At 28.2% G+C, this 23,268-nt stretch carries 29 protein-coding genes and 1 tRNA gene; 24 read left to right on the top strand and 6 right to left on the bottom strand.

The annotated features are described in order from the left end of the window. Positions 1 to 155: 155 nt before the first annotated feature. The gene (locus OCV55_RS10340) at positions 156 to 1,055 is read right to left on the bottom strand and encodes a diacylglycerol/lipid kinase family protein (protein WP_117872088.1); all 900 of its coding nucleotides are present in this window, start codon (positions 1,053 to 1,055) and stop codon (positions 156 to 158) included. A gap of 108 nt (positions 1,056 to 1,163) precedes the next feature. On the opposite strand from OCV55_RS10340, the gene OCV55_RS10335 reads away from it, so the two are divergent. Then, entirely contained in the window at positions 1,164 to 1,757 is a 594-nt protein-coding gene (locus tag OCV55_RS10335) for a ribonuclease H1 domain-containing protein (RefSeq protein WP_147580560.1), read from the top strand. Positions 1,758 to 1,767: 10 nt separating this feature from the next. On the opposite strand, the gene OCV55_RS10330 is transcribed toward OCV55_RS10335, so the two are convergent. Further along, the gene (locus OCV55_RS10330) at positions 1,768 to 2,046 is read right to left on the bottom strand and encodes a hypothetical protein (protein ID WP_022000886.1); all 279 of its coding nucleotides are present in this window, start codon (positions 2,044 to 2,046) and stop codon (positions 1,768 to 1,770) included. A gap of 110 nt (positions 2,047 to 2,156) precedes the next feature. Here OCV55_RS10330 and OCV55_RS10325 point away from each other — a divergent pair, with 110 nt between their 5' ends. The 17 genes from OCV55_RS10325 (at position 2,157) to OCV55_RS10245 (ending at position 16,044) form a co-directional block, all read left to right on the top strand. Then, complete coding sequence (locus OCV55_RS10325) at positions 2,157 to 3,128, top strand: glycosyltransferase family 2 protein (protein WP_032089814.1); 972 nt, start codon at positions 2,157 to 2,159, stop codon at positions 3,126 to 3,128. A gap of 1 nt (position 3,129) precedes the next feature. Continuing rightward, complete coding sequence (locus OCV55_RS10320; protein ID WP_032089815.1) at positions 3,130 to 3,714, top strand: phosphatase PAP2 family protein; 585 nt, start codon at positions 3,130 to 3,132, stop codon at positions 3,712 to 3,714. 22 nt (positions 3,715 to 3,736) lie between these two features. Beyond that, positions 3,737 to 3,919 carry a hypothetical protein gene (locus OCV55_RS10315; RefSeq protein ID WP_117812544.1) on the top strand — a complete coding sequence of 61 codons (183 nt, stop codon included), beginning with the start codon at positions 3,737 to 3,739 and terminating at the stop codon, positions 3,917 to 3,919. A gap of 26 nt (positions 3,920 to 3,945) precedes the next feature. Next, a complete protein-coding gene (locus OCV55_RS10310; protein ID WP_267309907.1) occupies positions 3,946 to 5,043 on the top strand; it encodes an AI-2E family transporter in 1,098 nt (365 codons plus the stop codon). Between the two features lie 42 nt (positions 5,044 to 5,085). Beyond that, positions 5,086 to 5,162: transfer RNA gene (locus OCV55_RS10305), tRNA-Arg, on the top strand. Positions 5,163 to 5,917: 755 nt separating this feature from the next. Beyond that, the gene (locus OCV55_RS10300) at positions 5,918 to 6,901 is read left to right on the top strand and encodes a Gfo/Idh/MocA family protein (RefSeq protein WP_147580558.1); all 984 of its coding nucleotides are present in this window, start codon (positions 5,918 to 5,920) and stop codon (positions 6,899 to 6,901) included. Between the two features lie 63 nt (positions 6,902 to 6,964). Continuing rightward, a complete protein-coding gene (locus OCV55_RS10295; protein ID WP_119363946.1) occupies positions 6,965 to 7,357 on the top strand; it encodes a pyridoxamine 5'-phosphate oxidase family protein in 393 nt (130 codons plus the stop codon). 160 nt (positions 7,358 to 7,517) lie between these two features. Next, positions 7,518 to 8,324, top strand: coding sequence for an MBL fold metallo-hydrolase (locus OCV55_RS10290; protein WP_147580557.1), 807 nt, complete (start codon positions 7,518 to 7,520; stop codon positions 8,322 to 8,324). A gap of 561 nt (positions 8,325 to 8,885) precedes the next feature. Beyond that, entirely contained in the window at positions 8,886 to 9,080 is a 195-nt protein-coding gene (locus OCV55_RS13980) for a MerR family transcriptional regulator (RefSeq protein WP_317233030.1), read from the top strand. A 213-nt stretch (positions 9,081 to 9,293) separates the two neighbouring features. After that, entirely contained in the window at positions 9,294 to 9,716 is a 423-nt protein-coding gene (locus OCV55_RS10280; RefSeq protein ID WP_317233031.1) for a flavodoxin, read from the top strand. 46 nt (positions 9,717 to 9,762) lie between these two features. Continuing rightward, a complete protein-coding gene (locus tag OCV55_RS10275) occupies positions 9,763 to 10,440 on the top strand; it encodes a carboxymuconolactone decarboxylase family protein (protein ID WP_106987735.1) in 678 nt (225 codons plus the stop codon). A gap of 191 nt (positions 10,441 to 10,631) precedes the next feature. Continuing rightward, entirely contained in the window at positions 10,632 to 11,042 is a 411-nt protein-coding gene (locus OCV55_RS10270; RefSeq protein ID WP_267309906.1) for a flavodoxin family protein, read from the top strand. Between the two features lie 9 nt (positions 11,043 to 11,051). Beyond that, on the top strand, positions 11,052 to 11,399 hold the full coding sequence (locus OCV55_RS10265; RefSeq protein WP_147580556.1) for a hypothetical protein: 348 nt from the start codon (positions 11,052 to 11,054) through the stop codon (positions 11,397 to 11,399). Positions 11,400 to 11,411: 12 nt separating this feature from the next. Continuing rightward, entirely contained in the window at positions 11,412 to 11,711 is a 300-nt protein-coding gene (locus OCV55_RS10260; RefSeq protein ID WP_147580555.1) for a hypothetical protein, read from the top strand. Position 11,712: 1 nt separating this feature from the next. Further along, positions 11,713 to 12,600, top strand: coding sequence for a MurR/RpiR family transcriptional regulator (locus tag OCV55_RS10255; protein WP_147580554.1), 888 nt, complete (start codon positions 11,713 to 11,715; stop codon positions 12,598 to 12,600). A 185-nt stretch (positions 12,601 to 12,785) separates the two neighbouring features. Further along, the gene (locus OCV55_RS10250; RefSeq protein WP_147580553.1) at positions 12,786 to 14,639 is read left to right on the top strand and encodes a beta-glucoside-specific PTS transporter subunit IIABC; all 1,854 of its coding nucleotides are present in this window, start codon (positions 12,786 to 12,788) and stop codon (positions 14,637 to 14,639) included. Position 14,640: 1 nt separating this feature from the next. Then, entirely contained in the window at positions 14,641 to 16,044 is a 1,404-nt protein-coding gene (locus OCV55_RS10245) for a glycoside hydrolase family 1 protein (protein WP_147580552.1), read from the top strand. Between the two features lie 24 nt (positions 16,045 to 16,068). Here OCV55_RS10245 and OCV55_RS10240 read toward each other — a convergent pair whose 3' ends face one another. Then, positions 16,069 to 16,596: a GNAT family N-acetyltransferase gene (locus OCV55_RS10240; RefSeq protein WP_147580551.1), complete on the bottom strand. Its 528-nt coding sequence runs from the start codon at positions 16,594 to 16,596 to the stop codon at positions 16,069 to 16,071. A 105-nt stretch (positions 16,597 to 16,701) separates the two neighbouring features. Continuing rightward, entirely contained in the window at positions 16,702 to 17,865 is a 1,164-nt protein-coding gene (locus OCV55_RS10235) for an EAL domain-containing protein (RefSeq protein ID WP_147580550.1), read from the bottom strand. A 168-nt stretch (positions 17,866 to 18,033) separates the two neighbouring features. Here OCV55_RS10235 and OCV55_RS10230 point away from each other — a divergent pair, with 168 nt between their 5' ends. Further along, positions 18,034 to 18,267, top strand: coding sequence for a GNAT family N-acetyltransferase (locus tag OCV55_RS10230; RefSeq protein ID WP_147580549.1), 234 nt, complete (start codon positions 18,034 to 18,036; stop codon positions 18,265 to 18,267). Between the two features lie 257 nt (positions 18,268 to 18,524). Beyond that, a complete protein-coding gene (gene cptIN / locus OCV55_RS10225) occupies positions 18,525 to 18,995 on the top strand; it encodes a type III toxin-antitoxin system CptIN family toxin (protein WP_147580548.1) in 471 nt (156 codons plus the stop codon). On the opposite strand, the gene OCV55_RS10220 is transcribed toward cptIN, so the two are convergent. Both OCV55_RS10220 and OCV55_RS10215 read right to left on the bottom strand, forming a co-directional pair. Beyond that, a complete protein-coding gene (locus tag OCV55_RS10220) occupies positions 18,992 to 19,633 on the bottom strand; it encodes a LytR/AlgR family response regulator transcription factor (RefSeq protein WP_147580547.1) in 642 nt (213 codons plus the stop codon). The two genes, cptIN and OCV55_RS10220, sit on opposite strands and share 4 nt — an antisense overlap. Continuing rightward, the gene (locus OCV55_RS10215; RefSeq protein WP_147580546.1) at positions 19,626 to 20,252 is read right to left on the bottom strand and encodes a hypothetical protein; all 627 of its coding nucleotides are present in this window, start codon (positions 20,250 to 20,252) and stop codon (positions 19,626 to 19,628) included. The genes OCV55_RS10220 and OCV55_RS10215 overlap by 8 nt, the downstream gene beginning before the upstream one ends. A gap of 138 nt (positions 20,253 to 20,390) precedes the next feature. Here OCV55_RS10215 and OCV55_RS10210 point away from each other — a divergent pair, with 138 nt between their 5' ends. The 4 genes from OCV55_RS10210 (at position 20,391) to OCV55_RS10195 (ending at position 23,170) form a co-directional block, all read left to right on the top strand. After that, positions 20,391 to 20,783 (top strand): hypothetical protein, encoded by a 393-nt coding sequence (locus OCV55_RS10210; RefSeq protein WP_119363934.1) that lies wholly within the window; start codon positions 20,391 to 20,393, stop codon positions 20,781 to 20,783. 58 nt (positions 20,784 to 20,841) lie between these two features. Continuing rightward, on the top strand, positions 20,842 to 21,804 hold the full coding sequence (locus OCV55_RS10205) for a P1 family peptidase (protein ID WP_418484018.1): 963 nt from the start codon (positions 20,842 to 20,844) through the stop codon (positions 21,802 to 21,804). Positions 21,805 to 21,938: 134 nt separating this feature from the next. Next, complete coding sequence (locus OCV55_RS10200; protein WP_147580545.1) at positions 21,939 to 22,550, top strand: ECF transporter S component; 612 nt, start codon at positions 21,939 to 21,941, stop codon at positions 22,548 to 22,550. A 35-nt stretch (positions 22,551 to 22,585) separates the two neighbouring features. Beyond that, positions 22,586 to 23,170: a histidine phosphatase family protein gene (locus OCV55_RS10195; protein ID WP_119363932.1), complete on the top strand. Its 585-nt coding sequence runs from the start codon at positions 22,586 to 22,588 to the stop codon at positions 23,168 to 23,170. The last annotated feature ends 98 nt before the right edge of the window (positions 23,171 to 23,268 follow it).

Here is a 23,268-nt window from a genome sequence, read left to right as displayed (position 1 = left end):
AACTTACAAATACATCGTTAGAAAAATTAAATGTTCTTGCATTAAATATCTTTAACATCAATAGTGAAGAAGATGTTTTAAGAATTATTAACTAGAACTAAAAAAGATTTCAACTGTTATCAAATATAATAGTGAAACCTTTTTTATATAATTAATTATTTTAAAGGAACTAATAATTGAATTGATTTTTGTAAAGTATGTACGTCAATTGGAAGATGTGTGCCTTCTTCACCATCTATATCCATTGTAAGATCTTGATCACAAGTAATGTGAATATGTTGTCCTTGAACATAGTGAATAAAAGGACTTTTATCATGTTTACCAAAACGATAATCTTTAATCAAAGCAATTAAATCCGTAACAGAACATCTTTTTACAATAACAAGATCGAGTTTTCCATCATTAATATCTGCAAAAGGAATAATGCCATCGAAACCACCAACACGATTAGTGTTTGTAATTGCAAATATGTAAGCATCTTCTTCAAAACTTTCATCATCAACCGTTACATTAAGGTGTAGATTTGTAGATAACTGTTGAGGAAGTTGGGTCATGCCTTTAAAATAATAAGCTAATGGACCAAACTTTTTCTTTTCTTCTTTTGATACCACAAAAGAAATATCTGAAAACATTCCTGCAGCAGCAACATTAATGAAATATTGATTATTAATTTTTCCTACATCACTCGAAATAACATTAAAGTTTTTAATCATTTCTACAATACCATTTACTGAATTTGGAATATTTAAATAATTAGCAAAATCATTAACAGTTCCTGCCGCTAATATGCATAATGGTATTTTTTTATGACTATCTACCATTCCTGAAATAACCTCGTTTAAAGTACCATCACCACCAACAGACATGATAAAATCATATTGATTCTCATCACAATCTCTTGTTTTATAATAGGCATCATCTTTTTTTTCTGTATAAAATATTTCAAAATGTTCTACAATGTTTTGTAATGTTAATTGACCAATAATACGATCTAGTTTATTTTGAATAATATGTTTTCCAGATGATGGATTAATAATAATAAGACAACGTTTCATGTTACTACCTCACTTAAATATCCTATATACATTTTAAAACAATTAAAAAAGATATACAATCATTGTTTCAATGATTATAATAAAATAGAATAAGCAAAGGAGTTTATTATGGCAAAATTTTATGCAGTAAAAGAAGGAAAAAAACCAGGAATTTATCATACTTGGGATGAATGTAAAGAACAAGTTAATGGTTATTCAGGAGCAGTTTATAAATCTTTTACAAATGAAGAAGAGGCAAAAGCATTTATAAAAAAAGAAGAAAGAAAAGTGAGTGATGATTTAACTTTACTTGCTTATGTTGATGGTAGTTATAATATTAAAACAAAAGAATATGGCTATGGTTGTATTTTAATTGAAGGGCAACAAGTTATTCAACAATTATTAGGTAAAGGGAATATTCCTGAGTATTCTTCAATGCGTAATGTTTCAGGAGAAATTCTTGGGTGTATGAAAGCTATTGCTTATGCAATTGATCATCATTATGAGTCTATTTGCATTTATTATGATTACGAAGGTATTGAAAAATGGGCGACAGGTTTATGGAAAGCAAATAAGGAACAAACTCAAAATTATGTTAAAACAATCAATGATATGAAAAAGAAGATAGATATTTATTTTCAAAAGGTTTTAGCACACAGTGGGGATTATTATAACGAAGTTGCTGATGGGTTGGCTAAAAAAGCAGTGGGTATAAAAAAATAAAGCTTGAAAATTAAGCTTTATTTTTTTTAGCAATAATATTAATAATAATATAAACAACTAGAACAATAGCAAAAATCCATAAGAAATCGCTTTTGATATATTGAGCATCACCAGACCAACATCCAAACCATTCTCCACATTTTTTAACAAGAATAGCAAGTGCATAAGATAATGTACCACATCCAATAACACTTAATAAGACTTTCACAATTTTATTAAGAATCTCTTTAAATAAAATAATAGAGATAAAACATACAGCTGTAACAAATACATTAATAACAAAATGCATATAATTTCCTCCTTTAGATACCTTAATAAAATAGCATAAAATCAAGGTAAATGCAATAAAACGTGAACTAATAGATGAATTATGATAAAATATTTTTGGAGGATTAAATTATGAAATTATTAACAGTATGTATACCTTGTTATAACTCAATCATGGAAATGCATAAAGCCATTAATTCATGTCTTTTAATGAAAGATGAAGTAGAAGTATTAATTGTCGATCGTCATTCACATGACGAAACATTACAAGTAGCTAAAGAATATGAAGAAGCTTATCCTGAAACTGTAAAAGTTATTACAACAAGGGAAGATGTTCCTTTTTTAAAAATAGCTCTAGAACATAGTGAGGGCCTTTATTTCAAAATACTTCAATGCTTTGATTATTTAGATCAACCTTCACTCGTAAGTGTTATTGAAACGATTCGTGACTTTATTCGAATTCAAGCTAATTTAGATTTGCTTGTTACTGATTATAAATATGTTATTCCCCAAGAAAAAGAAAAACGTGTCTCTTATAAAAATGTTTTTCCAATGGAAACAATTTTTGAATGGCATAATATTAAAGCGTTTCATAAACATTTTCAAATTGATTTAGGTTCAGTCATTATTAAAACAAGTACTTTAAAAAAGATAAATACAGATGAAGAAAATATTTTTTATAATGAATTAACAGTTTATGGAACAATTCCTTATATTAAATCAATGTATTATTTAAATGTTCCTTTCCATTGTTATGGAACACGTCGAAAAATTCATATTTCTAAATCAAATAGTTATGTTGATTTAATGAAAAGCTTATGGGATTTATATGATGTTTATTCTTTAAAGAGCCGAAGACAAAGAAGTTATGTTATTGAATATTTATCTAAGGTATATGTTATTACTGTTTATTTGTTATTAAAATCAAATCAAAAGGAACAAATTGAACTTTTAAATGTACATTTAGGATTTAATGATCCTAAATTATATAAAGCACTCACAAAGCGTGTTTATGGTTTTTTAATTAGTAGTAGTAATGAAAAGCTTTATGGTATGCTTATTAAAGTCTTTGAAAAAGTTTATCAATTAGAAATAGAAGAATAAGATGAAAAAGAAATTTTTATTTATGATTCCTCTTTGTTTATTTATCATTGATTACTTTTTGATTAAATATCAAGTCATTCAATCAATAGATTGGTTCATTTATCATTTGGTTCAAAATTTAAAATGTGATTTTATGACATCCTTTTTTAAACTTTGTTCAACCCTTGGAAGTACTTGGTTTTATGTAATTCTTGTTTTAACTTTAGTGATTCTAAAAAATAAAAAAGATATTTGGGTAGGAATTCACTTGTTAATTATTCAAGGAATGAATCGTATAATTAAAGCTTTGGTTAAAAGACCAAGACCACCTCAAATATATCATTTAGTTAAAGAAACAAACTATAGTTTCCCAAGTGGTCATAGTATGTCAGCAATGATTGGTTATGGATTATTAGTTCTTGAAGTTCAAAAAAGCTCTCTAAAATATAAAAAAGTAATAGAAATATTTTTAATGATGATGATTTTTTTAATAGGATTAAGTCGTATCTATTTAGGTGTACATTATTTTTCTGATGTTATAGGTGGCTTTTTGTTGTCTTTAAGCTATTTATTATTTATTTATTATAATACCTCACTTTATACATAGAATGTGTAAAGGAGGTTTTTTATTGGATATTGATATCATTAGTGGTTTATATCATTATGGTTTGACCATTATAAAATATGAACAAGATTATTGTTTAGTAGATTTAAAGACTCAAGAAGTTTATGAAAAAATGAGTATTTATTATATAAGAAGATTATTAAGAAGTTGGAATAAGCATCGTAAAAATATAGAGAGTGTGATATAATGGAAAAAAGTTTGAGGTGGTTTAAAATGAGGACAGTAAAGAATTATGTAGGAATTATTTTGTGTGCGTGTGTTATTATTTTTATTTATAAAACATTTGATATTTCATTATTTTCCAATATTTTATCAGCTTTTATTCCTTTGATTGTAGGAGCAATACTTGCTTATTTTTTACAACCATTGGTTTATAAATTTGAAATGTTTTTAGACTCTTTTCAAAATAAAAAGCTTATTAAATATAGTCATACAATTTCTTCTATTTTTGTTTTTGTTGTCTTTGTTTTAATTATTGTTGTTTTAATGATTGCAATCATTCCAGCACTTGTCAATTATGTTATCAATATTGCGGATAATTTAACCTTGTATATTAAAAACTTTGAAAAAACATTGGAAACTTATTTAGGAAGCAATCTTGCAAGTGAAGTTATTATTAAAATAGATGAAATGGTTGTTAAATATGTTAATTCAATTGAAGCTATAGATCCTATTGCAACACTTGGAACAATCTTTAAAGCAGGTAGTACGATTATTACTGCTGTTTTAGGTTTAATATTTACACCTTATGTTTTAATTGAAGCAAAAAGGCTTGTAAGTATCTTTGATCGTTTATGTTCACTTTTTATGTCAAAAGAAAAAATAGAACTTATTCATGATTATGCAGTTAGATCACATCAAATCTTTGGACAATTTATTTATGGTAAATTCTTAGATTCGTTAATTATAGGAATTATCGCATTTATTGGACTCGCTATTTTAAAAGTAAAATTCTTCCCAATTCTTGCTGTCTTTATTTTGATTACGAATATGATTCCTTATTTTGGACCATTTATCGGTGGGTTTCCTGCTGTTCTTGTAGCCTTGATGACAGGAGATTTATTCCATGCTTTAGCGGTCTTAGTTTTTGTCTTTGCTTTACAACAATTTGATGGTTTATTCTTAGGGCCAAAGATTCTAGGAGATGTTGTTGGTATTTCACCATTTTGGGTTTTACTTTCTATTACCGTCTTTGGACATTTCTTTGGCTTTATTGGAATGTTCCTAGGAGTACCAATGATTTGTGTCATTCGTATGCTTTTTAATGATATCATTGACTTTCGTAATAAAATGAAAGAATTAGATACATAGATTGTATTTTAAATAAATATTTGTTAGGATAATAGAGGTTTTGTCCTCGTAGCATAGCTGGATAATGCAATCGCCTCCTAAGCGATAGATCGGGTGTTCGAATCACCTCGAGGACGCCAATATGATTAAAAAAGTCTTGATTTTCAAGGCTTTTTTATTAATTGAAATTTGGTAATAGAAGTGAAAATAATAAATAAAAGTTGATAGAAAGAAATGTGTAATGTAGATGATTGTTTAAATAGTTCAATTAATTACAATAGATGAGGTTGAATATGATAATAGGTTTTTTATTTACTATAAAGGGTGTATTTAATATATTGAAGGGGTTAAACTATTTTATTTTCAAAGATAATTTTAAAATGATTCCTATGGAATTAACATCTGTATATAAATCACCTGTTAGTGTTCATGAAATTACGTATATATATATTGTTATCAATCTATTCATCAAGGAACGAATGTAAAATATAAAACCAAAGGACATGATTATAAAAAAGAAGTAGGAGATATTGACTTCTTTTATTATGATGAAAGATTGCATATTGTTTATGAAGATGAAGAATATGTTACTTCTTATATGATTTTAGGAATATTTTTATTTTTATTTGGATTAAGAATAATTTTTTTGTACATATAAAAGAGGATATGATATTCATTAAGATTTGATGCAAAAAAAGATTGTAGGACAGTATCTACAATTTTTTTGTTCTAGTACTAGAACAAAACTCCTAATATTTATGTTTGTGTTCTGATATCAGAACACAAGATGCTGTTTGATGTTTTTTGTTCTATAATAAGAACATGAAATAATATGATATTTGTTAATTCTATTTATACACAAATATGATAAGATAAAGTCACAAGGGGGATTTGTATGGAAAAAGAATTGAACTGGGCAGTCATAGGAACAGGTGTGATTGCTAATGAAATGGCACAAGCTTTACAAAAGACGGATAAAACACTTTATGGAGTTGCCAATAGAACACAAACAAAGGCTATTGATTTTGCAAAGAAGTATGGTGTTAAAAAAGTCTATGATGAAATTGATGAAGTGTTTGATGATGAAAATGTTGATATTATTTATTTGGCAACATCACATAATACGCATTATCAATTTATGAAAAAGGCGTTAGAACATGGAAAGCATTTATTCGTAGAAAAATCAATTACGTTAAATAGTCGTGAATTAGATGAAATGATGGCACTTGCTAAAGAGAAAAATTTAATTCTTGCAGAAGCCATGACCATTTGGCATATGCCAATCTATAAAGAATTATGGAAAATCGTGCAAAGCGGTGAACTTGGTAAAATGCAAATCATGACAGTAAACTTTGGAAGTTTTAAAGAATATGATATGAATAATCGTTTCTTTAATATGAATCTTGCTGGTGGAGCTTTATTAGATATTGGGGTTTATGCTCTTTCTGCAGTACGTAGCTTTATGTCTAAACAGCCAAATGAAATAGTAAGTCAAGTGAGGTTTGCACCTACAGGATCTGATGAACAAGCAACGATTTTACTTAAAAATGAAGATCAACAAATGGCAACGATTGCTTTATCAATGCATTCAAAACAACCTAAAAGAATTATGATTTCATTAGAAAAAGGGTATATTGAAGTTTATGAATTTCCTCGTGGACAAAAAGCAACGATTGTGGATGCTGTAACAGGAAAACAAACAGTTATTGAAAAAGGAAATACTGAAAATGCACTTTATTATGAAATGTGTGATATGGAAGAAGCTGTTAGAAATCAAGATGCTTCACATTTAAATTTAGAGTATACAAAGGATGTCATGGATATTATGAGTCAACTTCGTAAAGAATGGAAAATGCAATATCCAGGAGAAAAATGGTAAGGACAAATTTTTTGTCCTTTTCTTTATGCAGTGATAAAATAAAGTAAATAAAGGAGGATCATTATGGATAAAGTATTAAAATTTTTAAAAGATGTAGAAACTTATTATTTAGCAACAGTAGAAGGTGATCAACCAAGAGTAAGACCCTTTGGAACAGCACATGTTTTTGAAGGAAAACTTTATATTCAAACTGGAAAAGTCAAAGATGTTTCGAAACAACTTCATCAAAATCCTAAAGCAGAAATTTGTGCTTTTAAAAATGGAGAATGGTTACGAGTAAGTGGAAAATTAATCGAAGATGATCGTAATGAAGCAAGACAATCTATGTTAGATGCTTATCCAAGTTTACAAAAGATGTATAAAGCAGATGATGGAAATACGGAAGTTTTCTATTTTGAAAATGCTACAGCTATTTTTTCATCATTTACTCACGAACCACAAATTATTAAATTTTAATCATAAGTTACCTATTAAAGAAGCTTTTAATAGGTGTTTTTTATATAAATAGACAAATAAGATAAATTGTCAATATGTGGATAGATAAAGAGGATTATGCATTGTTGTTAATATTTCATTTAATATAATAAAATTAGATAAAAGAAAGGATGAAGTATCGATGTTAAAGAATGAAAAAGGACAAGCAGTTGCACCAAAAACAGTCACAATGACAAAAAAAGATTTTGAAGATCAAGGAAACACCCGTGTTTATTGGTTAGGTGGCGGAGGAGCCATGATCAATGATCATGGAACAGTGATTATGATTGATCCTCTTTTAGAAGGCTTTGATATGCCCTTATTGATTGATATGCCAATTGATGTAAAAGATGTACCTCATGTGGATGCTATTTTAGTATCTCATGTAGATAATGATCATTATTCAAGACCAACGTGTAGAGATTTAAAAGATGTTTGTAAAGAATATCATACTTCTTATTATGTTGCTTCTTTAATGAAAGAAGAATGTGGTTTGGATGGAATTGGACATGATATTGGCGATCATATTCAAATTAATGATATTGATGTTGAACTTACACCTGCTGATCATGCTTGGCAAAAGCAAGTTGCTAAATATAATTATCGTATATGGGAAGATCGTGAATATTGTGGTTTCTATGTAAAAACACCAACAAAAAAGATTTGGTATGTAGGAGATTCTAAATTGCTGAATTGTCAATTACATATGGACCCACCAGATGTAATGTTCTTTGACTTTGCGGATAATCCTGTGCACATTGGTTTAGAAAATGCTTATAAACTGGCAAATACTTATCCAAATACAAAACTTGTTTTAATTCATTGGGGAAGTGTTGATGCACCTGAAGCAAGTGCTTTTAATGGAAATCCACAAGATATTTTAGACAATGTCGTTAATCCTGAGAGAGTTGTTATTTTAGCACCTGGTGAAGAATATGTTGTTGATTAAGAAGTAGAAATCATGAGATACAGTGAAGTTAAAGATTTTAATTATGATGATTGTTTTAAAGCTTGATGTTTAATTGCGAAAAACATGATAAACATAAAGAACCTTTTGCGATTAGAATTTATATAGATGATTTTGTTATCTTTCAATATATCATGCAAAAATGCAAAAAATGTTTCTCGTGGTAGAACCCCTCTTTGTACAAAGTAAAGTGAGTGTTGTTTTAGGCATCAAGATAAGTTATGGTTATAAAGATTTATGTTTTAGCTTTAAAATCATCACTTCATTAACAAATGCCACTTGCTTGGAAAAAGGAACAATTCTTTTTACCAGCAACAACTGTTTTTATCAAATGTGCAAGAGAATACTTTAAGAGATGATAGAAATATATCTATTTTAATACCTAAAAGGTATCGTTATTAATAAATTATAAGTATTAGATATTTAAAATAAAGTGAATTATAATGAAGTTGTAAAGAAAGAATAATACTTATGACAATTGAAGAAGCAAGTAAAAAATATAATATTCCAATTCATATCCTTAAATAATATGAAATTTGGGGATTGTGTCAAGAAGTTAAAAAAGTAATGGGATCTTGGCAATATGATGAAACAGACTTTGAAAGATTAAGCTTGATTATGATGTTACATGATTTAGATTTTACAGTTGAAGAAATAAAAAAATATATGAAACTTTCTTTGGAAAAAAATGAAAGAGAATGTTTAAAGCTTTTAAATAAAAAAGAAAAGGAATCTTAGATGAAGTTTATCTAAAAGAAAAACAATTATCAAGAATTGATTATTTAAGATATGAGATGGATTGGGAAAATAAGGGATGAAAAAGATTTGTACATTGATGTAATCTTTAATTTTAGTTTTTACCTGTAGTGCTTGTAGTAGTAAAAAAGCAACTGCTAAAAAGAAAACAAAACACAAACAGATTTAAAAGAAGTTAATTCAAAATCATTAGTTATTTATTTCTCTTGGTTTGGAAGTACCCAAAATATTGCCAAGGAAATACAAAAACAAACCAATTCAGACATCTTTGAGATTGTTCCTGAAGTTGCTTATAGTGATGATTATGATACGGTTGTTGATGATGTGAAAAAGGAACAACAAGAAAAAGCAAGACCAAAGATTAAAAATAAAATTGAAAATATTGATGAATACGAAACCATTTACGTAGGATATCCAAACTGGTGGGGAGAGATGCCTATGATTCTTTATACATTCTTTGAAGATTATGATTTATCTAACAAAACAATTACACTATTTTGTACAAGTGGTGAAAGTGGATTGTCAGATACTGAAAAAACAATTCAAGCACTTGAACCAAGTGCTCCAATGGTAAAAGGATTGTATGTTTCAAAGTCAGCATCAAAAGGCTACAAGTGATGTAAAAGAATGGGTAAATGAAATTAAATAAAAGGAGAGAAGAAAGATGAATTTATATGCAACAGATAAAGAATACAAAGAAAGATTTGATTATTTTTTAGAAGAAGTTAAAAATGATGAAGGAAATAAATTAGATGAACCAACGCGTTATTTAGCTGTTTTATCCGTTTTAATGGGAAATCAAGGAATTTGTGCTTATGAAGAAGTTCTTGAAAAAGCTTTAGATGTTTTGTCGCCTGTGCAAGTAAAAGAAATGGTTTATCAAGCAACTGACTATTTAGGATATGGAAGAATGCTAGAATTCTTAAAAGTTACAAATGAAGTATTTAATAAAAAAGGAATCGAACTTCCATTAGAATCACAAACAACAACGACAATTGAAAATAGATTAGAAAAAGGAATCCAAGCACAAGTAGATATTTTTGGTGAACATATGAATGAAGCTTGGAAAAAAGCAACAGTCAATAAATGGTTAGCTTCTAACTGTTTTGGTGATTACTATACAAGAACAGGTCTAGATTTAAAACAAAGAGAAATGATTACTTTTTGTTTCTTATATGGTCAAGGTGGATGTGAACCACAAGTTATGGCCCATATTCAAGGAAACTTAAATTTAGGAAATGATAAAGCTTTCCTTACAAATGTTGTTTTACAATGTGTTCCATATATGGGATATCCTCGTAGCTTAAATGCACTTGCTTGTATTAATAAAGTAGAAGACTAAAAAATAAAAATCAAATAGTTGTGGTATTGCTTTGCAATACCACCTTTCATATGAAAGGTGGAAGGACAATGAAAATTGTTGTATTACAAGGAAGTCCAAATAGTAAAGGATCAACGAATATTCTTGTGGAAAATTTTATTAAAGGGTCTCGTGGAAAAGGACATGTAGTAACACGTTTCGATGTTTAAAAAATGAATATAAAACCTTGTCTTGGTTGTGTTACCTGTGGTTATGAAGAACCCTGTGTACAAAAAGACGATAATGAAGTCATCAAAAAAGCACTCCTTTCATCAGATATGCTTGTTCTAGCAACACCCCTTTATTATTATGGAATGTCTACTCAATTAAAGACTGTCATTGATCGTTTTTGTTCATATAACTATTCACTTACAGGAAAACATTTAAAATCAGTTTTATTAACCGTTGCTTGGAATCAAGATGATTGGACTTTTGAAGCCTTAGTGAGTCATTATAAAACATTAGTAAGATATTTAGAATTAGAAGATCAAGGTGGGGTTTTAGGTTATGGTTGTGGAAACGTTTCTATGACAAAACATAGTAAATATCCTCAAGAGGCTTATCAATTAGGATATTCGTTATAGGTGAAAGAGATGACAAATAAACCAAAAATAAAAATAGCTGTTGATTTAGTTATGACGATTACCTTGTTACTATTGATGCTCTTTCAAATCACAGGTCAACAAGTTCATGAATATTTAGGAATAATGATGCTCTGTTTATTTTTAGAACATAATTTTTTAAATAGAAAATGGTATCGTCATTTATTTAAAGGAAAGTATAAGTTTTATCGTCTTGTTCAAACAATTTTAAATATATGTATTTTAATAACGATGCTAGGTCTTGGTTATAGTGGGATGGTTATGGCTCAATATGTTCCTTTTTCCATAAGTGGATTAATATCTCTTGCAAGAAGACTTCATCTAGCCTGTTCTTATTGAGGCTTTGTTTTAATGAGTGTGCATCTTGGAATGCACCTAAGACAAATGATGAATATGTTTAAAAAATATATTCATTTAAAAACGAATGTTTTAAAAATCATAAAATTAATGATTGTTATTATTTGTCTTTATGGAATCTATTGTTTTATTCAAAATAATATGATGTCCTATATGTTTTTAATCAATGAATTTGTCTTTTTTGATTTTGAAAAGAATACATTTATTGTTTTATTAGTGTATTTATCAATGATGGAACTATGGGTAAATATAGGTTATTTTATAATACGAATGATTTTAAAAGTGAGGGATTAGCGTGTACTTATTTCAACGAATAGAAGAAATGACAATTGAATATCAAGATGCAAGAAGTGTTATTGCAGAGTTTCTACTTAATGAAAAAGCTCATTTATATCAATATACGATGGATGAAGTTGCTCATTTAACGTATACTTCTAAACCAACTTTAGTAAGATTTGCGAAGGGATTAGGTTTTCATGGCTGGAAAGATTTTATGCGATCTTTAATTGAAGAAGTTAAATATTTAGAAAGTCATGAAACAACGATTGATGTGAATTTTCCTTTCCATGAAAATAATAGCTATAAAGAAATTATTGATCATGTTTCTCGTTTACAAATAGAGAGTATTATGGATACAACTCATTTGATAAAAGAAGAAATGTTGGAGTTAGCGGTTATGCGTTTAGAAAAAGCTAAGAATATCGTGATTTTTGGAATGAAGCCTAATTCTTATTTTGCAGAAGGATTGCGTTGGAAGTTTTTAAGTATTGGTGTATCTATGCAAATTGCCCCTTATGGAGAATTTGGAATGATTGCTAGAACGCTTACTAAAAATGATTGTGCTATCCTAATTTCTTATTCAGGAAATAATAAAGATAAAGATCCAATGGCTCAAATAGAAATGTTGAAAAGACAAGAAGTGCCTGTGATTGCAATGACAAGTGAAGGAAAAAATTATATTCAAGAAAATATCGATTGTATTTTTGCGATTTCATCTAATGAACGTTTATATAGTAAGATTTCTTCTTTTGCGACAGAGCAATCTTTATTGTTTATTTTTAATGTGATTTTTTCATGTTATTTTAAAAAGAATTATCATGAAAATTTAGTTTATAAAATAGAAAATTCTAAAATTTTAGAAAGCCAAAGAACTGCTAATAGTAAAAAAATAGAGGAAATATGATATTTTATTTCATGAAAAATGAACAAAAATAATTAAAAAGATGAAACAAAATTTTGAGTTATAAAATCGTTTGTATTTGCATTGTTTTATAAAGTATTGTTTGTTAAAGTGACATTGTGAACAAAGAATGTTCAAAAATGTACATTTAATTAAGGCCTTATAAAAATAAGTAAGGAGAGAAAACAATGAGTCAAAAGTATAATGATTTAGCTCAAAAAATTGTAAGTCTTGTAGGTGGTAAAGAAAATATAAATACTGTTTATCATTGTCAAACAAGATTACGTTTTAAATTAAAGGATGAAAGCAAAGCCAACCAAGATGCATTAAATAATATGGATAGTGTTGCGAAATGTTTAATTAGTGGTGGCGTGTTTCAAGTAGTTATTGGAACACACGTAAAAGATGTTTTTGAAGAAGTTGAAAAAATTGTTGGTCCTTTAGAAAATAAAGAACAAGATCAAAGTGAAAAGAAAGGAATCTTATCAGTTATTATTGATTTTATTTCCGGAACTTTCCAACCAATTATTCCTGCTTTATCAGGAGCAGGGATGGTTAAAGCAGTACTAGCAATCTTAATTACATTTAAAATTATTTCTACAGAATCTCAAACATATTATATTTTAAATTTCTTTGCGGATGCTGTTTTCTATTTTTTACCAATGATGTTAGCTTATAGTGAAGCTCAAAAATTAAGATGTAATCCAATTTTAGCAGCATCTGTTGCAGGAATTATGATGCATCCTAATTGGAATGCACTTGTAAGTGCAGGAAAAGCTGTTAAACTTTTTGAAGTGATTCCTTTTACACTTACAACTTATACATCAACAGTTATTCCTGTTATTTTAGTTGTTTTAGTACAATCTTATATTGAAAAATATTTAGAAAAATGGATTCCTCAAGCAGTTAAACTTGTTTTTGTTCCAATGCTTACATTCTTGATTATGGGACCATTAGCACTTGCTGTTTTAGGACCAATTGGAAGTGTTTTAGGTGGTTATCTTGCTACTTTCTTTAAATTCTTAAGTACAACAGCGGCTTGGGCACCTGCTGTTTTAATTGGTGGTTTCTTACCAATTATGGTTATGTTTGGTTTACATAATGGTGTTGCCCCACTTGGCGTTATGCAAATGGGTGAACTTGGATATGATAGTATTTTTGGACCTGGTTGTGTTTGTTCCAATATTGCTCAAGCAACAGCTTCATCCGTTGTCGCATTACGTACGAAAGATAAAAAAATGAAACAACTTGCTACATCGGGATCAATTACAGCTTATATGGGAATTACTGAACCAACGCTTTATGGTGTCAATTTACCAAAGAAATATCCATTAATTGCTTCAATGATTGGTGGGGCTGCTGGTGGTCTTTATGCAGGACTTACTCATACACATCGTTTTGCTACTGGATCATCTGGTTTACCTGCAGTATTCCTTTATATTGGAAATGATACAATGACTTATTTCTATAATATTTTAATTGCTTTAGTTATTAGTTTTGTTGTTACAGCTATTGTTACTTATGTTTTAAGTTTAAAATTTGAAAATCAAGAGGTACAAACTATTGAAAAAGTTCATGTGAATAAAGGAGAAATTCTTTCTCCAATTCAAGGAAAACTTTATCCTTTATCAGATGCTAAAGATGAAGCATTTGCTTCAGAAACTTTAGGGAAAGGTGCTTTAATTCAACCGAGTAATGGAAAAGTCTATGCCCCTTTTGATGGAACAATTGTGACTTTATTTCCTACAAAACATGCTATAGGAATTGTTTCAGATGATGGCATTGAAATGTTAATTCATTTTGGTATTGATACAGTTAATCTAAATGGTCAACATTTTACAGCTTTTATTGAACAAGGAATGAAAGTTAAACAAGGTGATTTATTATTAGAAGCTGATATTGAAAAAATCAAAGCTGCTGGTTATGAAACTCAAGTACCTGTTATTATTACAAATTCATTTAATTATCAAAATATCGAATTATCTTCAAAAGAAGATGTTTCATATCAAGATGTTATCTTAAAGGTAAAAGGAGAAAAATAAAATGTTTTATAAACAATTAAAAGAATTTCCTCAAGATTTCTTATGGAGTGCAAGTACTTCTGCTTATCAAGTAGAAGGTGCTTACAATGAAGATGGAAAGGGATTATCAATTCAAGATTTACATCATCCAACGAATGGCATTACTGATTTTAAAGTAGCAAGTGATCATTATCATCGCTTTAAAGAAGATGTTGCTTTAATGGCTAAGCTTGGTTTAAAAGCGTATCGTTTTTCTATTTCTTGGTCACGTGTTTTACCTGAAGGAAAAGGTGAAATTAATGAAAAGGGAATTGAATTTTATGATCAATTAATCAATGAACTTATTAAGTGTCATATTGAACCTATTGTGACTATTTATCATTTTGATTTACCTTTAGCTTTATATAACCAAGGTGGATGGAATAATCGTGAAACAATTGATGCCTTTGTAGAATATTCAAAAATATTATTTGAACGTTTTGGTGATCGTGTAAAATATTGGCTTACAATTAATGAACAAAACGTCATGATCAATCATCCAAATGCGATGAATCCAGGAAAAGTACCAACTAAAAAAGAACTTTATCAACAATGTCATAATATGTTTGTAGCTTCAGCTAAAGCAACCATTCTTTGTCATGAAATTGTTGAAAATGGAAAAATTGGACCAGCTCCAAATATTACTGCAATTTATCCAGAAAAATGTAATCCATCAGATGTTATTGCTTCAGATAACTGGGAAAGTATTCGTTGCTGGCTTTATTTAGATATTGCCGTTTATGGACGTTATAATAGTTTGGTATGGGCTTACTTAGAAGAAAAAGGATGGACACCAACTATCGAAGAAGGGGATATGGAAGTCATTGAAAAAGCAAAACCTGATTATTTAGGTGTCAACTACTATGCTACAGCAACAGTAGCAGCAGCTAAAAATGATGGAACAGATTGTCAGCCAAGAAATGGTGATCAACAAATCATGCTCGGTGAAGAAGGTGTTTATCGTGCTGCACAAAATAATTATCTTGAACAAACTGAATTTGGTTGGATGGTCGATTCTATTGGCATGAGAGTTACTTTAAGAAGAATTTATGATCGTTATCATTTACCAATTTTAATTACTGAAAATGGTTTAGGTGCTAAAGATGTTTTAACGGAAGATGGACAAATTCATGATGATTATCGTATTGATTATTTAAAAAGACATTTTCATCAAGCAAGACTTGCTTTAACAGATGGTGTTGACCTTATTGGTTATTGTCCATGGTCATTTATTGATTTAGTAAGTACGCATCAAGGATATCAAAAACGTTATGGTTTTGTTTATGTTGATCGTGAAGAAAATGATTTAAAAGAAATGAAACGTTATGAAAAAGATTCTTTTAAATGGTATCAAGAAGTCATTAAAGAAAACGGAAAAAATTTATAATATAAAGGGTTCCAGCAGGAACCCTTATTTAATTTCTATCCAATATCTTTGAACTGTTTTTCCGTCTTTAACAATTTCATTTTCTAAAATAGCACCATTGTTTTTAATTGATTTTGCAGAACCAATATTGTCCTTATCACAAACAAGAAGTACTTTATCAATATTTAAATTTTGACATTCTTTTAAAGCTAAACCGATGATTTTAGTTGCATAACCTTTTTTTCTTTCACTTGGTCTTACTCCATCACCAATATGGCCACCGTAATTTAATAAATAATCATTAAGTTTATGACGAATATTGATGGCTCCAACCATTTTATTTCTTTCTACATCTAAGGCGAAAAATGTAGAATCTTCTACCAAACCAGGTTTTGGATTTTTTAAATCAAGATTATTAATATAATAATCAAAATTATGATAATCATTTTTAAAAATAGAAGCTGGAGAAGTATTAGCTTCAGGATGATTATTATTATAATCAATCCACTCCTTCAACATATCAACAATTAAATCTTGATATTCATATGACGCTTTAATTAATTTAATTGACATAATATAATCTCCTTTTATTAAAATATTTCTATTATTATAACATGTTATAGAACATAGTAAAACCCTTTATTAAGTTGTACTTTATAGAGGGAAAGTGCATATTATCTATTTTATCAAATATTTTAATAAATCTTTAATAGTGACAATACCATAAAAACATTGGTTCTTTAAAACAATAATATCTTCATAAAAATGTGAACTTTCATTTTCAAGATAAAGTTGACAAACATTTTTAATAGGTAAATGGGAAGGAACAATTAGAGAGTCTTTAAAAAGATTTGATTCAGCTGCATCTAAATTACAAAGCATATTTTCTCTTTTTAAATAACCTAAATAATGTCCTTCATCATTAATAACATAAATTCTTTGAGTGGTATTATTTTCTTCAAAAATTTGATAAGCATTATTTATATTTTGATAAGTTTTTAATGTACAAGGGAAATGACAAAGAGAATCTATTGTAGGAATATCTAATGTTTTCTTATATTTGTTGTATAATTTTTTGATAGTTTCTTTGATATCAGGTAAAAGATCATCAAAATTATCAACAGGTTTCTTTAAATAATAACCTTGACCATATTCAACACCTAATTGAATTAAACATTCAAGTTCTTCCTTTGTTTCAATACCTTCAACAATTAATTTATAATGCGTAGCTTTACAATAGTTGACCATGACTTCTACCATCGTACGCTTATCTCTATTTAAATGAATATCTCGAATAAGTTCTTTATCTAGTTTGATATATTCAGGTTGTGTATGATTGATTCTATTTAAATTAGAATAACCTGAACCAACATCATCAATAGCAATTTCAAAACCTTGACTACGATAATGTCTAACGGCTTGTTTAAATAAGTGTTTATCTTCAATAGATGTTGTTTCCGATAATTCAAAGACAATATTATTAGAATCTAAATGATATTTTTTTAAATATTCTTTTGTAAACCCCTGAACAAAATCTGAATCTAATAAAATATTAGCATCTACATTAATAAATAACTTTTTCCCTAAAGGCATTTGTTGACTTGCCTTAATAGCACATTTACGACAAAGTTGATCTAACTTCCATGATTGTTCAATTGTATTAGCTATCTTAAATAATTCTTCAATATTAAGAGTACATGATTTTAAAGTAATACGGCTTAAGGCTTCAAAAGATACTATCTCTCCTGTTTTTAAGGAAATAATAGGTTGAAAAACACTTTTTATTTTCTTTTTATTAATTATTTTAAAAAAATCATTGATTTTCTTTTCGTTTAATTTCATTTATCTATCCTCTATTCTTTTTAAAATATATAGAAAGAAGAATGATATTTCTATCAATAAAAACTAAGGAAATTGTTAAAAATAGGTAAAAGATTTTGTTATAATAAAACAAAGGAAAAAGCATATGAAAGAAATAGAATATAAATTACTAGGTGTAGATGATTTAGAATTATTAGTAATGAAAATTCCAAAGGAAAAGTTGGACAAATAACGAATGTTTGGGTAGATGAAAATTATCGACATTTAGGGATTGGTAGATATATGGTAGAATATCTTGTTGAAAATTATCAAAAAGATGTTGGAATGATTTGTTTGAATAGTTCAAAAGAGGGAATAAACATGTATTTACATCTTGGATTTAAAAAGAAAGATAATTATTTGATTTATAGGAATAAATTATAATTAATATTTTGGTTTTATAATGTATTTTTTTGTGAAAAAAGAATAAAATAATATAGAAAGTCGTGTTGACTTTCTTACTTTTGCTTGATAGAATTCAAGTGTAAAGAAAGTATACCGCTGACCAATATGCGGAATAAAAATGGTTGGGTTGTAAGTATACCGCTGACCAATATGCGGAATAAAAATGGTTGGGTTGTAAGTAGTAGTCCTTCACTATTAAGTGAGGGGCTTTTTCCGTATTTAAGAGGGGGATAGTTATGAAGAAAGCAGGTTTTTATATGATAAAAGATAGTTTTTTTGAAGTAATGTCAGATCCTTTCCTTAAAGGAAATAAACAAGGGAATAGACCACATTATTATTGCTTTGAAGATGATGAATCAGGAATTTATTGGATAATTCCTTTATCTAGTAGAGTATCTAAATACAAAAAGATTATAGAGAAAAAAGAAAAGACAGGGAAAAAATGTGATATTCTTCATATTGCTAAATTAGATAATGATAAAGAAAGTGTATTTTTAATACAAGATATGTTTCCTATTACTGAAGATTACATAGAACGAGAATATACAATATCTGGTAATCATATGGTTTTATCAAGTGAACATACTATAAATGACATCAACAAAAAAGCTAAAAAAATAAAAGCAATGATAAAAAGAGGAGTAAAGTTTTTACCAACTCAAGTTGATGCCCTTAAAATTTATAATAAATTAAAGGAACAAAATTAATGTTCCTTTAAGCTTTCTTTATAGCTTCTCCCAATAGGAAGATGTGTTTGTTCTTTTAAAATAACTTCTTGATTTTTTATTTCTTGAATAAATCTTTTGTTAATAATGTATGATTTATGAATTTGAATAAAATCAAGAGATTGTATTTCTTTAATAAATTGACTTAATGTTTTTCTTTCAATCATTTCTCCATTAATAGAATGAATAATAATTTGATGTCTAAGTGATTCGATATAATAGATTTGTGATAATCTTATTTTTGAAGTAATTCCATTTCTTTGATAAAGATAATATTGAAAGTTTTTTTGAATTTGTTTTTGAATAAACTCATGATAATGAATAAATTGTTTTTCTAACTCATTATTAATGAAATAAAGATGTGTTTGCATTTGTAAACAAATACTTACAAGATCAAAATCTTTAGGTCCAATAATATAGATCAGAGTACTATTTAATTTTTTAAGATGATTTAAAATATTTAAATCATTCTTTTTTTCTATTTCTACAAAATAAATATCTTGAACTGTTTGATGTGTATAATTTGTAAGTTTGTATTCTATTTGCAAATCATCAAAGAATTGTTGAATAAGTGGTTCTATTTGTTGGTAATGCTTTGAAATAAGAGAAATTCTAATCATGTTTTTTCTCCTTTTCAATAGCTACAATATATTGATCAAGATTTTTATTTGAACGTATGATATCCAATAAATGATAAGAATCAACAAAACGTACACCATTTTTTTTCATGAGTTCAATGCCTTTACTAAAAGTTTCTTTATCAGAACTTACTAAATTTTCAATAATATATTGAGAACCATCCAACATATTAAATTTAAACACAATTTTATTTCCAGAACCATTTACTAAATATTTTGATGGATAAAAAGAATAACGATAATAAGAGATTTGTACAAAATCAATTTGTGAAAGTTTTAAATTGATTTGGTATCTAGGATATTTATTTTTAAAAAGAAAAGAATAAAGATACCTTGCTTTATCTAAATTTTTATCAAAATAAATGTATCTTAAATATTTTTGATCGACTTCCCACATGGTATTAGCGAAAACCATTCCTGGTAGTACGAAACTATAAATCAATAATAATATAATAATAAGAACACCAAAAAACATTATTCTTTCATAAAAATGTTTATACATGATAAAGAAAACACCTAACCACCAAACAACAAAAAGTAAAATAACAAAGTTTAATAAGATGATTTTTCTTTTCTTTATTTTTCCAACAGTAATTTTCATAACTTCCTCCTGTACGTGTATTATAACATAGTTTTTTTATTTGGATTTTGTTGTTGGGGACAGGTTGATGGTTGTTGGTGCCTCTTTGCTATTTATTTAAAAGAATAGGATTAAAGTATAGATAAGGAGGAAAAGAAGATGAAGAAAAAGGTAATAATGATTGGTGTTGTTTTAATTGTGTGTCTAGGAACTGTTTTTTATAATATGCAAAAAAGAAATCCTTATAAAAGTTATAATCATTTAAAAACAAGTGAAGTTTTAAAAGTAAAGGAATTTAATCAATATTGGGTTTATTTTTATTCAATGGATGATCAAGAAAGCATGGATTCTAAAAATGGGATAGCTCGTCTTAATAAGGCAGTAAGTAATGTTTATTTTGTGAAAATAAAGGATAAAGAAGTAGTTATTGAAAATCAAAAAGTTAAATCAGCTACATTACTTTATATAAAGGATCATCAAATAACAAAAGAATACAAAGGATTAAAACAATTAAAAGATCATAGTGATGAAATATTACAAATGAGTTGGTAGAAAAAAGTTTAAAGCTTTTTTCTCCTTTTTTAGTATAATGATAAAAAAGAGGAAAAAGATGATGAAAGAAATAAAATTAACGGATATTAAAGGTGTAAAAGTAGGACAATATGAAAATCAAGAAGCAGCTACAGGATGTAGTGTTGTTATTGTAGAAAATGGAGCGACAGCCGGTGTAGATGTTCGTGGTGGAGGTCCTGCTACAAGAGAAACAGATTTATTAAATCCTATTAATATGGTTCAACAAATTCATGCTGTTATGTTAAGTGGTGGGAGTGCTTTTGGTTTAGACGCAGCTAGTGGTGCCATGCAATATCTTGAAGAACATGGTGTTGGTTTTGATATGTCTGTAGCAAGAGTACCAATTGTATGTGGTGCTTCATTATTTGATTTATCGGTGGGAAATCCTCATATAAGGCCAGATAAAGAAATGGGGTATAAGGCTTGTCAAGATAGTGAAAATGATTTGATTAAAGAAGGAAACTATGGCGCTGGTTGTGGTGCTAGTGTTGGTAAACTTTTAGGATTTGAACACGCCATGAAAGGTGGCATTGGAACATATGGTGTACAAGTTGGAAATGTTCAAGTAGCAGGGATCGTTGCTGTCAATGCCTGTGGAAATGTCATTGATTATCAAACGCAAGAAATATTGGCAGGTGTTAATATTGATAAAAAATGTGTTTCGGCTAGTCAAATTATTTTAGATCAAATGGATCAACTTAGAAAATTACCGGATGGTAATACAACCATTGGATGTATTGTAACGAATGTCAAACTGACGAAAGCACAATGTACAAAGATTGCTGGAATTAGTCATAATGGCTACGCTAAAAGTATTGATCCAGTTCATACAATGAGCGATGGTGATACAATTTTTGTATTAAGTACAAATGAAGTTGATGGAATGGTTGATGCTGTTGGTATTTTAGCTGTTGAAGTCATTTCTAAATGTATTCAAAGAGCAATTAAAAAAGCTAAGAGTGGATATGGTTTATTAGCTTATCAAGATTTGAAAAAATAATCGAAAAAGCATATAATTTTCTCGTTCGTATATTTTGATATTAAAAGAGATCTATAAGACTCTTATTAAGACATTTGAAATAGCGAATACCATAAAAACGTTGCATCTTTTATGAGCGACAGTAGGAGGATTATATGAAGTCGAAAAAGACACAGTACATGACTTCAATGGCTTTATTTTTAGCAATTGAAATCATTCTTGTTGTGACACCCCTTGGATATATTCCAATTGGACCATTAAATGCCACAACAATGCACATTCCTGTCATTATTGCAGGAATCGTATTAGGAAAAAAAGCAGGAGCTGAGTTGGGCTTTGTTTTTGGATTAACAAGTTTAATCAAAGCAACGATTCAACCAGGCATTACATCTTTTTGTTTTTCCCCATTTGTGACAATAGGCACAATGTCAGGAAATTACAAAAGTCTTTTGATTGCTTTTGTTCCTAGAATTTTACTTGGCTATTTAGCTGGATTCGTTTTTGAAATCATGAAAAAGAATAATCGTGAAAACTTAGGTGTTGTTGTAGGTGCTTTAACAGGAGCTATTACAAACACAGTGCTTGTTTTATCAGGAATATACATATTCTTTGGTGAAGCATATGCGAGTGCGGTAGGAGTGCAATACTCTACTTTAGTAACGGTATTATTAGGAGTTGTTTCTACAAATGGTATTTTAGAAGCTATTCTAGGGGCAATTGTTTCACTAGCTATCTACAAAGCATTAAAACCAATCTTAAAATCATAGCAGGTCGATTGACCTGCTTTTTAAAGGAGATATTTATGAAATACATATTTGTTAGACATGGAAAGACACATTTTAATGAAATACAGCTTAAACAAGGATGGTGTGATTCACCTCTTACAAAGCAAGGAATAAAAGAAATAGAAAATATGGCAGAACAGTTAAAGGATTATAAAATAGATGCTGCTTATACTTCTCCAATATTACGAGCAAAATATACAGCACAAATAATTTTAAAAAATCATTCTGTTTTATTAAATGAAGATGATCGTTTAAAAGAAGTGAATTTTGGTCTTTTAGAAGGATTACCTTGTTTATTTGTAGATAAACTTCAATTAGAATCTTCTAATTGGTTAGATGATTTACAAATGGATTATACTGGATATGAAGGTGAAAATGTTGAAGATGTAATTCAAAGACATTTTGAATTATTAAATGATATAGAAAAGAAATTTCAAGATGATGATACGATTTTAATGGTAGGTCATGGATGTTCTTTATATGCATTTATTAAAACATTATTAAAAAATCAAAAACTTGATTTTCCACAAAATGCCAGTGCAATTATAGTTAATAAAGTTAATAATGAATATCAATTAGAAACAGTATTAAATCCAAAATAAAAAATCCCCGAATTGCAAGCAGAAACTGGAAATAAGAGAAAATAGGAACTAATTTTTATAGAAAATCGTATTTTCAGTTACATTAAGTTTAGCTAATT

The organism is [Clostridium] ammoniilyticum, assembly GCF_025566905.1.
GTDB lineage: Bacteria > Bacillota_I > Bacilli_A > Erysipelotrichales > Coprobacillaceae > Faecalibacillus > Faecalibacillus intestinalis.
The sequence above is the reverse complement of the archived record's forward strand: the minus strand, read 5'-3'. Positions and strand labels throughout refer to the sequence as shown.